The 13,510-nt window shown below is 72.2% G+C and carries 11 protein-coding genes and 2 pseudogenes; 8 read left to right on the top strand and 5 right to left on the bottom strand.

The genetic code is table 11. The features are described 5' to 3' along the window. Positions 1 to 171: 171 nt before the first annotated feature. Complete coding sequence (locus tag AB0N03_RS14060) at positions 172 to 1,470, bottom strand: DUF445 domain-containing protein (RefSeq protein ID WP_364370389.1); 1,299 nt, start codon at positions 1,468 to 1,470, stop codon at positions 172 to 174. Positions 1,471 to 1,499: 29 nt separating this feature from the next. On the opposite strand from AB0N03_RS14060, the gene AB0N03_RS14055 reads away from it, so the two are divergent. Both AB0N03_RS14055 and AB0N03_RS14050 read left to right on the top strand, forming a co-directional pair. Next, positions 1,500 to 2,666, top strand: coding sequence for a pyridoxal phosphate-dependent aminotransferase (locus AB0N03_RS14055; protein ID WP_364370386.1), 1,167 nt, complete (start codon positions 1,500 to 1,502; stop codon positions 2,664 to 2,666). A 690-nt stretch (positions 2,667 to 3,356) separates the two neighbouring features. Further along, positions 3,357 to 4,583: a hypothetical protein gene (locus AB0N03_RS14050; RefSeq protein ID WP_364370383.1), complete on the top strand. Its 1,227-nt coding sequence runs from the start codon at positions 3,357 to 3,359 to the stop codon at positions 4,581 to 4,583. Positions 4,584 to 5,091: 508 nt separating this feature from the next. On the opposite strand, the gene AB0N03_RS14045 is transcribed toward AB0N03_RS14050, so the two are convergent. Continuing rightward, positions 5,092 to 6,540, bottom strand: a complete 1,449-nt coding sequence (locus AB0N03_RS14045; protein ID WP_364370380.1) for a PLP-dependent aminotransferase family protein — start codon at positions 6,538 to 6,540, stop codon at positions 5,092 to 5,094. A 61-nt stretch (positions 6,541 to 6,601) separates the two neighbouring features. Here AB0N03_RS14045 and AB0N03_RS14040 point away from each other — a divergent pair, with 61 nt between their 5' ends. Continuing rightward, a complete protein-coding gene (locus tag AB0N03_RS14040; protein WP_364370377.1) occupies positions 6,602 to 7,228 on the top strand; it encodes a hypothetical protein in 627 nt (208 codons plus the stop codon). Here the strand turns inward: AB0N03_RS14040 and AB0N03_RS14035 are convergent. Then, a complete protein-coding gene (locus tag AB0N03_RS14035; RefSeq protein ID WP_364370374.1) occupies positions 7,225 to 7,752 on the bottom strand; it encodes a Clp protease N-terminal domain-containing protein in 528 nt (175 codons plus the stop codon). The genes AB0N03_RS14040 and AB0N03_RS14035 overlap by 4 nt on opposite strands. Continuing rightward, positions 7,752 to 7,961 carry a helix-turn-helix domain-containing protein gene (locus tag AB0N03_RS14030; RefSeq protein WP_364370371.1) on the bottom strand — a complete coding sequence of 70 codons (210 nt, stop codon included), beginning with the start codon at positions 7,959 to 7,961 and terminating at the stop codon, positions 7,752 to 7,754. Before AB0N03_RS14030 ends, AB0N03_RS14035 begins: the two co-directional genes overlap by 1 nt. 92 nt (positions 7,962 to 8,053) lie before the next feature. Between AB0N03_RS14030 and AB0N03_RS14025 the strand changes: the two genes are divergently transcribed. Both AB0N03_RS14025 and AB0N03_RS14020 read left to right on the top strand, forming a co-directional pair. After that, a complete protein-coding gene (locus tag AB0N03_RS14025) occupies positions 8,054 to 8,839 on the top strand; it encodes a protein phosphatase 2C domain-containing protein (RefSeq protein ID WP_364370368.1) in 786 nt (261 codons plus the stop codon). Positions 8,840 to 8,874: 35 nt separating this feature from the next. After that, positions 8,875 to 9,438, top strand: a pseudogene (locus tag AB0N03_RS14020) (DUF998 domain-containing protein); the annotation flags it as partial. Positions 9,439 to 9,519: 81 nt separating this feature from the next. Here AB0N03_RS14020 and AB0N03_RS14015 read toward each other — a convergent pair. Continuing rightward, positions 9,520 to 10,548 carry a D-cysteine desulfhydrase family protein gene (locus AB0N03_RS14015; RefSeq protein ID WP_364370365.1) on the bottom strand — a complete coding sequence of 343 codons (1,029 nt, stop codon included), beginning with the start codon at positions 10,546 to 10,548 and terminating at the stop codon, positions 9,520 to 9,522. A gap of 189 nt (positions 10,549 to 10,737) precedes the next feature. Here AB0N03_RS14015 and AB0N03_RS14010 point away from each other — a divergent pair. The 3 genes and pseudogenes from AB0N03_RS14010 to AB0N03_RS14000 form a co-directional block, all read left to right on the top strand. Continuing rightward, positions 10,738 to 12,113, top strand: a pseudogene (locus AB0N03_RS14010) (amidase). Beyond that, on the top strand, positions 12,080 to 12,655 hold the full coding sequence (locus tag AB0N03_RS14005; protein WP_364370362.1) for a TetR family transcriptional regulator: 576 nt from the start codon (positions 12,080 to 12,082) through the stop codon (positions 12,653 to 12,655). Before AB0N03_RS14010 ends, AB0N03_RS14005 begins: the two are co-directional and overlap by 34 nt. A gap of 333 nt (positions 12,656 to 12,988) precedes the next feature. Continuing rightward, positions 12,989 to 13,510: leucine zipper domain-containing protein (locus AB0N03_RS14000; RefSeq protein WP_364370359.1), on the top strand; the 522-nt coding region annotated here is incomplete at its 3' end.

Genomic DNA, 13,510 nt, shown 5'->3' with positions numbered 1-13,510 from the left:
ACTCCGCCACCGGGCACCACATATCCACGACCCCGACCGCCTCACCCCCACACGTTGTGGACACCGATTAGGCCATCACCGTGAAAACCTGTGGATAACCCCGGGGATAACTCAGCTTCCTGTGGACAACTCGTTTGAACCTCCCCCAGGTGTGGTATACGAGTCAGCCGCTCAGAACAGCAGCTCCGCCACCGCGTAGATGAGGAGCCCGGCCAGCGCGCCCACGACCGTGCCGTTGATGCGGATGAACTGCAGGTCGCGGCCCACCTGGAGCTCGATCTTGCGGGACGTCTCCTCGGCGTCCCAGCGCTCGACCGTGTCCGTGATGATCGTCGTGATCTCGCGCGAGTAGTTCTTCACCAGGTACGTCGCCGCGCCCTCGACCCAGCCGTCGGCCTTCGAGCGCAGCTGGTCGTCCGACTCCAGCCGCGACCCCAGCGACACCAGCCCCGCCCGGACGCGCCGGCGCAGCTCGCTCGACGGGTCCTCCGCCGCCGTCAGCAGCATCTCCTTCGCCGTGCTCCACGCCGAGCCGATCAGGCGCTGGACCTCCTCGTGGTGCACGATCTGGCCCTTCACCTGCTCGGCGCGGGCCATCACGTCGGGGTCGGTCTGCAGGTCCTGGGCGAACTCGCCGAGGAACTTGTCCAGCGCCAGCCGCATCGGGTGGTTGACGTCGGTCTTCACCGCCCACGCGAACGAGAGCACCTCGCCGTAGACCTTGTCCGCGAGCATCTCGTCGACGAACTTCGGCGACCAGCTCGGCGCGCGGTCGGACACCACGCGCAGCATCGTCGTGTGGTTGTCGCGGACCCACTCGTACGCGCGGTCGCACATCAGGTCCACGAGCTTGTGGTGCGCTCCGTCGGCGAACACGCCCTGCAGGATCTTGCCCAGCGGCGGACCCCACGGCTTGTCGATGATCCGGCGCGCGACCGCCTGCTCCATGATCGCCTGGACGTCCTCGTCGCGAAGGACGCGAACCGCCGCCCGGACCACCGTGGCCAGCTCCGACGTCACGCGCTCGGCGTTGTCCTCCTGCGCCAGCCACGCACCCAGGCGCCGAGCGATCTCGACGCGCTTCAGCTTGTCGCGGATGACCTCCTCGGAGAGGAAGTTCGACCCGACGAACTCGCCGAGGCTGTTGCCCAGCGCGTCCTTCTTGTTCGGGATGATCGCCGTGTGCGGGATCTTCAGCCCGAGCGGGTGGCGGAAGAGCGCCGTGACGGCGAACCAGTCGGCGAGCGCGCCGACCATGCCGGCCTCGGCCGCGGCGCGCACGTAGCCGACCCAGCCCGGCCAGCCGCTCGACTGCGCCCAGCTCGTCAGCAGGAACACGACGGTGGCGCCGATCAGGAACGACAGCGCGACCAGCTTCATCTTGCGCAGCGCGCGCCGTTTTTCCTCTTCGCCTGCCGCGCCGCCGGGCGGGTCGGCGGGCGTCACCTTGGCGGGGGTCAGTTGCTCCACATCCCCATTGTCCGTGAGGATGGCTGATCGTGCGCGAACCTGCTCTCGTCCCCCGCCTCCGGCCGTTCACCTCGACCATCTTCGCCGAGATGACCGCGCTGGCCGTCCAGCACGGCGCCGTCAACCTCGGCCAGGGTTTCCCGGACACCGACGGCCCGGCCGGCATGCTCGAAGCGGCCAAGAACGCGCTGTTCGGCGGGGCCAACCAGTACCCGCCCGGACCGGGACGGCCCGAGCTGCGCGCGGCGATCGCGCGCCACCGGCTGCGCTACGGCACCGAGTACGACCCGGACACCGAGACCCTCGTCACCGTGGGCGCGACCGAGGCCATCACGGCGGCGCTCATCGCGCTGACCGGGCCCGGCGACGAGGTCCTCGTCATCGAGCCGTACTACGACTCCTACGCCGCCGCGGTCGCGATGGCGGGAGCCGAACGCCGCGTCGTCGGGCTGGTCGAGGACGAGGACGGCCGGTTCAGCCTTGACGTCGAGGGCCTGCGCGCCGCCGTCACGCCGCGGACGCGGGCGATCCTGGTCAACTCGCCGCACAACCCCACCGGCACGGTGTTCACGCGCGCCGAGCTGGAGGCGCTGGCCGCGCTGTGCGTCGACCACGACCTCATCGCGATCTGTGACGAGGTGTACGAGCACCTCGTGTTCGACGACGCGGAGCACATCCCGCTCGCCACGCTGCCCGGGATGCGCGCGCGGACGGTGAGCGTCTCGAGCGCCGGGAAGACGTTCAACTGCACCGGCTGGAAGATCGGCTGGGTCTGCTCGACGCCGGAATTGGTCGCGGCGGTGAAGGCGGCGAAGCAGTTCATCACCTTCGTGTCCGGCGGGCCGCTGCAGCCGGCCGTCGCGCACGCGCTCGACCACGAGCTGCCCTGGGTCGACGGCCTGCGGTCCAGCCTCCAGGAAAAGCGCGACCGGCTTTCGGCCGGGCTCGCCGACGCCGGGTTCGCCGTGCGCCCGACGGCGGGCACCTACTTCGTCTGCGCCGACGTGCGGCCGCTGGGCTTCACCGACGCCGCCGACCTCGCGTGGGAGCTGCCCGGGCGGGTCGGGGTCGCCGCGGTCCCCGTGAAGGCGTTCACCGATCACCCGGACGAGTGGAAACACCTCCTGCGTTTCGCGTTCTGCAAGCGCAACGACGTCATCGACGAGGCCATCACCCGATTGCGCAAACTGGTCTGACGACCGCGGTCATCGGGCGGAAATTTTCCGCTGCGAATTCGGGGGCGAAAAGCCGACCGGACGCACGAGCCGAGGCCGGGCGCGGGCGGCGCCCGGTGCGGCACCGGCGGAGGGGTCGACCCGTTGCCGTAACCGGTAGTCACGCTCCGCGATCATGAAGGCGATTCCGTGTCTGGGGCGCCGCCTGGCGAGCTCGGTCCGGACCAGGCGGCAGCCGGCCGTCGGCGATCACGGACCGGAGCGGTCCGCGCGGCGCGGATCCGGGCCCGCGGACCACTGTGGACCCATTCGGCCCAGCGTGTGTCCCCTCCGCCGGCCGCCTTACCGAACGTCCGGCCGAAACGTGGTCAGCCGTACCCAAAGCCACTGTGTCGGCACGTAAAGCGACCAGGTAGCCGGAAACATCAGGTCAACGCTCAAATGTGCAAATTGCAGAACTGGTCCGAATGGCCGTAGTGGAACCCCCGAACGGCACTGAGAGTGATCAACTCGTCGGCCGCAGATGCCTTGCCCGGTAGGGCCGTTCCGCCTTGCGGGCTGGATCGAACGCGGGAGAGATGAAAGACTCCCGAACGGTGCTGGAACGAGTGCGGCCCCGGGGGATCTGCGACCTGGCCGGAGAAAGACCCCAGCAAGAACAGACTCGAGCAGGCATCGCGAGAGTTTCGGGCGCGGACGGTGGTGGTGGCGGTGAGCAGCACGGCGAACGCGCGCCGCGGCGCTCCCGTGCGGCCTGCGCTCGCAGCGGGTGAATCCGCGCGCACGCCACGGCCGTGGGCGGCCGCGCTGCAGCGGCCCGCCGCCAAGATCCTCGTCGCCGGGGGTCTGACCCTCGCCGGCTGGCTGCTCACCGGTGCGCTCTCCGGCTCCACCGCGGCCGCCGCCGAACACGCCGCCTGCCCGGACGCCCCCGCTGTCTCCACTGTGGACCAGTCCGCGAAGCCGGCCGCGCACGGCAGGCACCACAAGAGCCACCGCGAAGCCGCGGCCACGTGCACGCGAACCGAGACCCCGGCCACGGACACCGAGCCCGCCGCGGAGCAGCAGTCCACGAAGGACACTCAGTCCGCCGAAGATGAGTCCGCCGATGAGCAGCCCGCCGAAGAGCCGTCGACGGAACCGGCCGCGAAGGCGACCTCCTCCGGCGGCCTGCTCAACGGACTCGTCGGCGGCCTCGCCTCCGCGACGCAGCCCGCGGCGAAAGCCACGACGGAACCGGCGACCACGACGAAGGCGACCTCTTCCGGCGGCCTGCTCGGCGGGCTCGTCGGCGGTGTCCTCAACGTGGTCGGCGGCACGCTGAACACGGTCACCACCACCGTCAGCGGCACGCTGAGCACCGTCGGCGCCGTCACGGACACGCTGTCCCACACCATCCTCGCGCCGCTCACCCAGCCGCCCGCGGACAACCCGGACGCGCCCGTCCTGCTCCCCCTCGACGACCTCCTCGGCCCGATCCTCAACGGCGGTTCGAACTCGGGCGGCGTCACGGTCACCGTGCCCGGCGTCGTGGGCGACACCGTCACCCAGGTGACCACCCCCGCGGTCGCCGAAACCGCTGCCGTCACGACCGAAGCGGCGACGACCTCGCGGACCTCCCGGGTCGCGGTCGTGCACCTCATCGAGCGGCAGAACACGCTGTCCGCCCAGCAGGAGCAGCCGCGCGACTCCGGTGTCCACGCTCGCAACGGCGGCGGCGACTCCACCCCGGGCCTGCCCGGCGGCACCAGCACCCCGAGCGCGCCGGCCCCGACCGCGGCCCCCGGCCACGACGGTCCCGGCGGCGCCCGCCACCCGTTCGCCGTCCACACCGACGACGTCACCACCACCCAGCTGAAGCTCATCGGCGCCAGCCGCGACCACGACGTCGACGGCGCGGGCAGGGAAGCCGCCCTGCCCACCACCTCTCCCGACTGACCCCGAACCGGGCAGCCGGGGAGAACTGCGTCCAAAACAAGATCAACTAGACGCACGCGCACGTCGTGAAGACGTGACACTTCCCCAGCTCCAGTACGCGATCCGTGACTCTTTCACGTCTCGTGACGCTCAATCGCGTCCGACGTACTCCAGGGGCGGACACCCATGCGAAACCACAGTCTTTCCGACCGGCCGACCGCGCCCGGCCGGGTCGGATCCCGGTCCCGGCGCCGCGCTGCCCCCGCGGCGCCGGGACCCACACCGGGTGCGCTCCGGGAGTTTTCGCTCACCGCGCCGAGCGAGATCTCGCAGTACCGAGAGCGCACCTGAACCGCGGGCTTCCCGGCACGTCGAGGGGCTGTGCCGGGAAGCCAGCGGTTACCCGCGAGCGGGGTCACGTCCGCGAACGGGGGGTGTGAACACCGAACCGGTGCGCTGGATGCACATGAACGCCGCCCATCCCTGGGAGCAGGCTCGCATCCAGCGCACCGGTTCGTTCTGCACGGACCTAGGCGATCGGCGCGTCCAGCGAGGCCGGAGTGCCGCTGACCGACGCCGCCGCGGCGCTCAGCCGGCGGACCGCTTCGTCGATCTTGTCCGGTGGCAGGGAAAACGGCAGCCGGATCCAGCGCTCCAGGCCACCGTGGACGCCGAAGCGGGAGCCGGGCGCGACCTGGACGCCGTGGCTCGCCGCCGCCACCGCCAGCCGCGAGCTCACCGGCTCCGGCATCCGGCACCACAGCGACAGGCCGCCCTTCGGCAGCGTGAACGTCCAGTCCGGCAGGTACCGGTGCACCGCGCCGGCCAGCGCGTCGCGGTAGCCGCGCAGTTCCTCGCGGCGGCGGGCCAGCGCGGCTTCGTCGGCCAGCAGCTCGGTGAGCACGATCTGTTCGAACACCGGCGACCCGAGGTCGACCGCGTAGCGCGCCGAAACCAGCCGGCCGAGCAGGTCCTCCGACGCCCGGATCCAGCCGAGCCGCAGCCCGCCCCAGTGCGTCTTCGACGCCGACCCCACGCAGATCGCCAGGTCACCGGCGAACGCGGCCAGCGGCGGCGGCCCGGTCAGCGGGTCGCCCTCCAGATCCAGCTCGACCAGCGTCTCGTCCACGACGACCGGTGTCCGGGCGCGGGCCAGCACGGTGCCGAGCCGTGCGCGGCCTTCGGCGTCCAGGCGCAGGCCGGTCGGGTTCTGGAAGTCGACGACGAGGTAAGCGAACCGCGGGTTCGCCTGGCGCAGGGCCGCGTCGATGCCCGCGATGTCCCAGCCGCGCGGCCCGGCCGGGTCGAGCGCCACCGGCACCGGGATCGCGTGCGCGGCGCGGATCGCCTCCAGCGCGTTCGGGTACGTCGGCTGTTCGACGAGCACGCGGTCGCCGGGACCCGCGAGCATCCGCAGGACCAGGACGAACGCGTGGTGCGCGCCGTTGGTCACCATGACCTGCGCGGGCGTCGTCGGCAGCCCGCGTTCGGTGTAGCGCTGCGCGATCTTCTCCCGCAGGCCGAGCAGCCCGCGTTCCTGGTAGCCGTGGTCGCCCAGGTGGTCGGCGAGCCGGACGCGGGCCGCGTCGACCGCCGCGGCGGTGCCCGCGATGGCCGGCGAGGACGCGTGGGTGAAGTCGATCGAGCCCTCGCCCACCGGCGCGAGCGGCCCGCGGCGGCGACGTCCGGGTGCGGCGACCCACGACCCCGCGCCCCGGCGGCTCGCGACGAACCCGTTCTCCCGCAACCGGTCCAGGGCCGCGCCGATCAGCGTCCGGCTGGCGCCGAGCGCGTCGGCCAGCTCGCGCTCGGCGGGCAGCCGGGTGCCGAGCGGAAGCTGGCCGTCCAGCACCTGCAGCTCGATGGCCGCGGCCAGGTCGGCCGCGCCCTGCCGGGACCCGCCTTGCCGCCACGAGCCCAGCATGACGGCCAATCGGGGACCAGAGATGCGTCCACCTACCGGGATGACGGGTTCCATAAGACCAATATCCTGAAAGTGGCTATGGTTTACAAGACCACTTTGCCCCGATAGTGGGAGTGTGGCTCAGATCGATCTCCGGCCTGTCCGGATCTCCCGCGACCCCGTCCGCCGCAGCTTCCAACTGTTCGGCGGCCTCGCCCTCTACGGCGCCAGCGTCGCCCTCGTCACCCGCGCCGGACTGGGCCTCGAGCCGTGGAGCGTGCTGGCCGAAGGCGTCCTGAAGCACACCGGCCTGACGTTCGGCACGGTCACCGGGCTGATCTCCGTGGTCGTGCTCCTGCTGTGGATCCCGCTGCGCCAGCGGCCCGGGATCGGCACCATCGCGAACGTCGTCGTCATCTCGGTCATGGTCGACGTCGTCCGGGCATTCCTCCCGGACCAGCACGACCTGGTGTGGCAGATCGCGTTGCTGGCCGGCGGGGTGGCGCTCAACGGCGTCGCGACCGCCACCTACGTCGGCGCCCGGCTCGGCCCGGGCCCCCGCGACGGCCTGATGACCGGGCTCGCCGGACGCACCGGCTGGTCGGTCCGGCTGGTGCGCACCGGCATCGAGGTCACCGTGGTCGGCATCGGCTTCCTGCTCGGCGGGACCGTCGGGGTCGGCACCGTGCTCTACGCCCTGGCCATCGGCCCGCTCACCCAAGCGCTGCTGCCGATGACCACGTGGCGCGACCGGACGGCCTAGCCCGCCTTCCGCTGCTGCATGGCCCGGCGCAGCGTGGGGTAGTCCGCGCCGCGCCGGGCGAGCACGTCATCGGTGTCGCGCTGCTGGGCCAGCGCCAGCAGGATGTGCTCCTGGCCGAGGTGCTTGTCCCCCAGCCGGACCGCTTCCTTGAGGCTCAGCTCCAAGGTCTTCTTCGACTGGGACGTGAACGGGATGTGCCCGCGCTTGACCGGCCCGAGCCGGCCCGCGAGCGCGCCCTCGCCGTGGGCCTGCTCGATGCGTTCGACGATCTGCTCGACGTCGACGCCGAACTCGGCGAGCGCCTCGGCGTCGGCGTCGCTGACCCCGCCGCGGCGGCGGGTGCGCGCCAGTTCGGCAGCGATCTCGTCCGGCGAGATCCCCAGCTCGGCGAGCAGGGGAACGTCGGTTTTGACCAGCCCGGCCAGCAGGTGCACCGGCCGGATCTCCACCGAACCGGACTCCCGCGCCACGATCTGCGCCTCGACGACCGCCATCCGCGCGTCCGCCGTGAACCTCTCGAACATCAGTGCCTCCCGTACTTCTTGTGCACGGCCTGCCGACTGACCCCCAGCTCGGCGGCGATCTCCTGCCACGACCAGCCGTTGATCCGCGCACTGCGGACCTGCACGGCCTCCAGTTGTTCCACCAGCCGCCGGAGCGAGGCGATCGCGCGCAGTCCCACCCGGGGATCGCGGTCGCCGGCCCGGGCGGCCAGGTCCGTCGCTTCCGTCATGTCTGTCAACCTACGTTGACATCCGGGCCGTGTCAACCTGGGTTGACAGTCTTCAGCGCGAAGGTCCCGGACCGGCGACGTAGAGTCGGGTGATGCCCGAGATCGTGATCGCCGAGCGGGCCGGGGTGGGCGCCGACGGCCACCCCCGCCCGACCGAAGACCACGTCGTCGTCCTGGACAACGCCGTGTTCCTCCTCGACGGCGCCACTTCGTCGGACCCCTCGCAGCCCCCGGGCGGCTGGTACGCCGAGCGGCTGGCCCGGCGCCTCGCCGACGACCTCCGCGCGGCGCCCGAAGCCGACCTGACGGACCTCCTGACCAGCGCGATCGCCGTCGTGACGGCGGAGAACGCCCTGCGCCCGCAACGGTCGCCGTCGAGCACCGTCGCCGCCGTGCGGTGGCTCGAAGACCGCGTCGACGCGCTCGTGCTGGCCGACAGCCCGGTGGTCGGCTTCGGCGGTTTCGGCGTCGACGTCGTCTCCGACGACCGCCTCGCCCGGCTGCGGCGGCGCGGGATGCTCCAGACCGGCGCCGACGTCCGGCGCCGGCGCAACGCCCACGACGGCTTCTGGGTCGCCGAAGCCGACCCCGGCGCGGCCGCGCACGCCGTCCGCCGCAGCTGGCCCCGGACCGACGTCGACGCCGTCCTGCTCGCCAGCGACGGCGTCTCCATCGGCGTCGACCAGTACGACCTCTTCGACTGGCGCGAGGTCCTGGTGACCACCCGCGCCGACGGCCCGGACGCCGTGCTGGACGCCGTCCGGACCGCGGAGAAGCAGGACCCGGACGGCGAACGCTGGCCGCGTCCGAAGCGCCACGACGACCAGGCCCTGGTGCTGATCGACTTCGCATCCGGGGGAATTCAGGGTCTTCCCTGATCACGGCCGTCCCGTTCTCCGAGAACCTGGAGAGCATGGGGACGGAACAGGGGAAGCGCACGAGACCGTGGCGGCTCGTGGCGCTGGGCGCGATCGGCTGGGGGCTGTTCACGGCCGTGGTGCTGCACATCATCAGCGCGCACGACCCGGTGTACGACACGCTGTCGAGCTACACCGTGACCGACCGGGGCGAAGGCATGCTCGCGGCGAGCGTGTTGTCGCTGGCCATCGGCTCGCTGGCGGTGCTCGGCGCGCTGCACGTCGCCGGGGTGCCGCTGTCGCGGACGACGCGGCTGCTGCTCATGCTCTGGTCGCTCGGGATGGCCGCCGCCGCGGTGTTCCCGGCGAGCTATCCGGAAGCGCCGGACCCGGTGAGCGGCGAGATCCACCTCTACGCGTGCCTGGTGGCGTTCCTGAGCCTGCCCGGAGCGGCGATCTCGCTGCTGGAGCCGTTGCGCGGACGGCCCGAGCGGGTCGCCGTCGTACGGGCGATCCGGCTGAGCGCGGTCGCGTTCGGGCTGTTCGCGATCAGTTTCGTGCTGGTCCGGCTGAGCGAGGCCGAAATCGGGCCGTTCCCGGCGATCTCGGACGCGTTCCCGATCGGCGTCACGCAGCGGCTGCTGCTGCTCGCCGACGTCGTGTTGCTCCTCACGCTGCTGCGGGTCGCGACCCGGCTGGAGTCAGCCTTCGACGGCGGCCGCGAATTCGGGCGCGTAGCCGTAGAGGCCGGGCATCCCGCCGGTGTGCAGGAACACCACGTGGTCGTCCGGGGCGAAGTGGCCGGCCCATTCGACCAGCGCGGCGGCCACCTTGCCGGTGTAAACCGGATCGAGCACCACTCCCTCGGTACGGCCGAAAAGCCGTAGGGCGTTCCAGACCGCGTCGGTCGGGATGCCGTAGCCGGGGCCGAGGGTCGAGTCGCTCATCTTCGCGTGCGTGAACGGCGGCGGTTCGACGCCGAGGAGCTTGGCCGCGCCGTCGACGAGGTCGCGGAGGTTCTCCGTGGCCTCGTCGAGCGGGTGGCTGACGCAGGCGATGCCGACGCCGAGGTTCCCGAGCAGCGCGGCAGCCAGCACGACACCGGCCGCCGTGCCCCCGCTGGCGTGCGGGACGACGAGGTGAGCGCGCTCGACCCCGCGTTCTTCGAGCTGCTTCGCGAGTTCATGCGTGGCGCGGACGTAACCGAGGGCACCGAGGTCGTTGGAGCCGCCGACCGGGACGGTGGCGACCTTCCGGCCTTCGGCGGTGGCTTCGGCGACGAGCCGGTCGTAGGTGCGGCCGGTCTCCTCGCCGTCTGCGCAGACGTGGACGGTCGCGCCGAAGAGCTTGTCGAGCGGGATGTTGCCGCCACGCTCGTACGCTTCGCCGTCGCGCGGGACCTTCGCGGTGAGGACGAGTTCGCAACGCAGGCCGAGCTTCGCGCACGCGGCGGCGGTCTGGCGACCGTGGTTGGTCTGGAGCGCGCCGAAGGTGATCACGGTGTCCGCGCCGGCTTCCTGGGCCGCGCCGAGGTGGAACTCGAGCTTGCGGAGCTTGTTGCCGCCGGCGCCGAGCGGGTGGACGTCGTCGCGCTTGAGCCAGAGGTTCCGCAGGCCGAGGGCCTCGCCGAGCCGCGGCGCTTCGTGCAGCGGCGTCGGCCAGCCGCCGAGGTCGACGCGGGGGATCGCGGCGAGTGCGGCGTCGGGGAATCCGGCGAAGTCGAACGTCATCGGCCCTCCAGGCTCGGCTTCCCCCACTCTAGAGCGCCCCAATGTGGCCTTGGTTGCGTTGAACGCACCGAAGGGCCCCTTGGGTGCGTTGAGCGCACCGAAGGCCACATTGGGGCGCTCGGGAGTAGCCGGAGACCGTCGGTATCCGGTAACGTTCGTTCGAACGAACGAGAACCTCCGGGAGGTGCCATGACCGCCGCGAGCCTCGACTTCACCGGTCTCGCCGCGCAGGCCGCGCAACTCGCCGCGGGTGCGGTCACCTCGGCGGAGCTGACCGCGACGGCGCTCGGGCGCGCGCACGCCAGTCAGCCCACGCTCAACGCCTTCCGGCACCTGCGCGACGACGCGGCTCTCGCCGAAGCGGCCGAAGCGGACCAGCGGCTCGAGGCCGGGGATCGCCGTCCCCTGCTCGGCGTGCCCGTCGCCATCAAGGACGACGTCGACCTCACCGGCCTGCCCACGTCCTTCGGCTGCGTCGGCGAGTTCCCGTGCGCCACCACCGACGCGCCCGCCGTCGCGCTGCTGCGCGAAGCCGGCGCCGTCATCATCGGCAAGACCAACACCCCCGAGCTGGGCCAATGGCCGTTCACCGAGGGCCCGGCCTTCGGCGTGACGCGCAACCCGTGGCACACCGGCCACACCCCCGGGGGTTCTTCAGGCGGGAGCGCGGCCGCGGTGGCGTCGGGGGCCATCGCGGCCGCGCTCGGTTCCGACGGCGCCGGCTCGGTGCGCATCCCGGCCGCGTGGACCGGGCTCGTCGGCATCAAGCCCCAGCGCGGCCGGATCCCGACCGACGGCGAGCTGTTCCACGGCCTGACCGTGCTCGGCCCGCTCGCCCGGACCGTCGAAGACGCCGCACTGCTGCTGGACGTCGTCGCCGCCACCGGCACGACGTTCCGGACCGCCGCCGCGCGCGAACCCGGGCGGCTGCGGATCGGCCTGTCGACGCGGATCCCGTTCACCGCCACCAAAACCCGGCTCGACCCGGTGGTCGAAGCCGCTGTGCGCCGGCTCGCGGAGTCGCTCGCCGGGCTGGGCCACGAGATCGTCGAGGTCGAGCCGGACTACGGGCTGATCGGCCTGACGTTCCTGCCGCGCTCGCTCACCGGCGTCCGCGACTGGACGCTGCGCGTGCCCGACCGCACCGGGCTCGACCCGCGCACGCGCAGCAACGCCGGCCACGGCCGCCTGCTGGCCGGCCCCGCGCTGCGGCTCCCCGCGCGCTCGAGCCGGGACTGCACCGCCGGATCGGCTCGGTCTTCGGCCGCGTCGACGTTCTGCTGACCCCGACGACCGCGACCCCGCCCCCGCCGATCGGCACGTTCGACGGGCTGTCCGGCTGGGAGACCGACCAGGCCATGATCGCCGCCTGCCCGTACGCTTGGCCTTGGAACGTGCTGGGCTGGCCGGGGGTCAACGTCCCGGCCGGGCTGACGGACGGCGGGCTGCCGCTGGGTGCGCAGCTGCTCGGACCCTCGCACGCCGAGGAGCGGCTGGTTTCGCTCGCCGCGCAACTGGAAGAGGTCGAACGGTGGCCGGAGCGGCATCCCGAGACAAGCTGGTAAGCACCCGGGACGCCATCCTGCGCGGCGCGCTGACGGTCGTCGGCGAGCACGGCGTCGGCGGGCTGACGAACCGCCGGATCGTGGCCGCCGCGGGCGTTTCGCTCGGCACGCTCACCTACCACTTCCCCAGCCAGACGGCGTTGCTGCGCGAAGCGATGCTGATGTTCGTCGAGGACGAGACGGCGAAGCTCGGCGCGATCGTCGACGGCTACCGCTCGGAGGGGCTCAGCGTCGAGCAGGCCGCGTCGGTCGTCGAGCACGTGATCGCTCAGCTCCCGTTCGGCGCCGACGAGCTCGGCGCGCACGAGCTGTACCTCCAGTCCGCGCGAGACCCCGAGCTGCACGAAGCTTCTTCGCGCTGCTTCGCGGCGTACGACGAGCTGGCCGTGACGATCCTGTCGGCGGTCGGTGTCCCGGAGCCGCGCCGGCTGGCCGGGCCGGTCGTCGCGTTGATCGCCGGGTTGCAGCTGCGCCGGCTGGCGACCGGCGAGGCCGACACGCCGGTCGCCGAACCGCTGATGATGCTGATCCGCGGGGCTTGATGGCGCGGGCGATCGTCCGCGGCACGGCGGCGTGGAAGTACTTCCGCGACGCGCTGCCGGCGGGGCAGTGCTGGTGCTGCCGGTGGCGCACCCGGTCGTCGCCGCCGGGGTGCGGACCACTCGGGCTACACGTCGGCGTCGCCAGAAGTCGCACTGCGGAGGCGAAGCGCGAGAACCGGCGCTGGGCGGCAACGGCCCAGGTTCGGCGGGCTAGTTGTATTGACCACGGAGGTTGGGTACGGGGCGACACGTGATCGGATGATCTTGGCGTGAGGGAGGGCCTCCGGGTTCGGTGTGGATTGCGACATCTACCCCGGTGACCTGGAGGCCCTCGTGACCCACGCTAACGCACCCCTCACCCCGACCGGCAGACTCCGCCTGGCCCGCTGCATCGTCGACGACGGATGGCCCTTACGACGAGCCGCGGAACGATTCCAGGTCTCGGTCACCACCGCCGTGCGGTGGGCCGGCCGCTACCGCGACCTGGGCGAGGCGGGGATGGACGACCGGTCCAGCCGGCCGCAGAGCAGCCCGAACCGGACCCCCACCCGCACCGAACGGCGAATCATCAAAGTCCGCGTCCTGCGCCGCTGGGGCCCGGCTCGCATCGCCTACCTGCTCAGGTTGAATCCCTCCACGGTGCATCGGGTCCTGACCCGCTACCGGCTGGCCCGCCTGACCCACCTCGATCGAGCCACTGGCCGCCCGGTCCGCCGCTACGAACACCTCGCACCCGGTGATCTGGTGCACGTGGACATCAAGAAGCTGGGCAACATCCCCGACGGCGGCGGTCACCGCGTTCACGGACGTGCTGCCGGTGGACGCAACAGCGCCGCTCACCGTGATCCCGCCCGG

This window comes from Amycolatopsis sp. NPDC051061, assembly GCF_040682935.1.
Classification (GTDB): Bacteria; Actinomycetota; Actinomycetes; order Mycobacteriales; family Pseudonocardiaceae; genus Amycolatopsis.
Note: the sequence above shows the minus strand (reverse complement) of the source record. Positions and strands in the feature narration are given on the sequence as shown.

Excerpts from the sequence above, each read along its gene's own strand:
- AB0N03_RS14045 (WP_364370380.1), bottom strand. The coding sequence starts at position 6,540 with ATGGAACCCGTCATCCCGGTAGGTGGACGCATCTCTGGTCCCCGATTG.
- AB0N03_RS14035 (WP_364370374.1), bottom strand. The coding sequence starts at position 7,752 with ATGTTCGAGAGGTTCACGGCGGACGCGCGGATGGCGGTCGTCGAGGCG.
- AB0N03_RS14030 (WP_364370371.1), bottom strand. The coding sequence starts at position 7,961 with ATGACGGAAGCGACGGACCTGGCCGCCCGGGCCGGCGACCGCGATCCC.
- AB0N03_RS14025 (WP_364370368.1), top strand. The coding sequence starts at position 8,054 with ATGCCCGAGATCGTGATCGCCGAGCGGGCCGGGGTGGGCGCCGACGGC.
- AB0N03_RS14015 (WP_364370365.1), bottom strand. The coding sequence starts at position 10,548 with ATGACGTTCGACTTCGCCGGATTCCCCGACGCCGCACTCGCCGCGATC.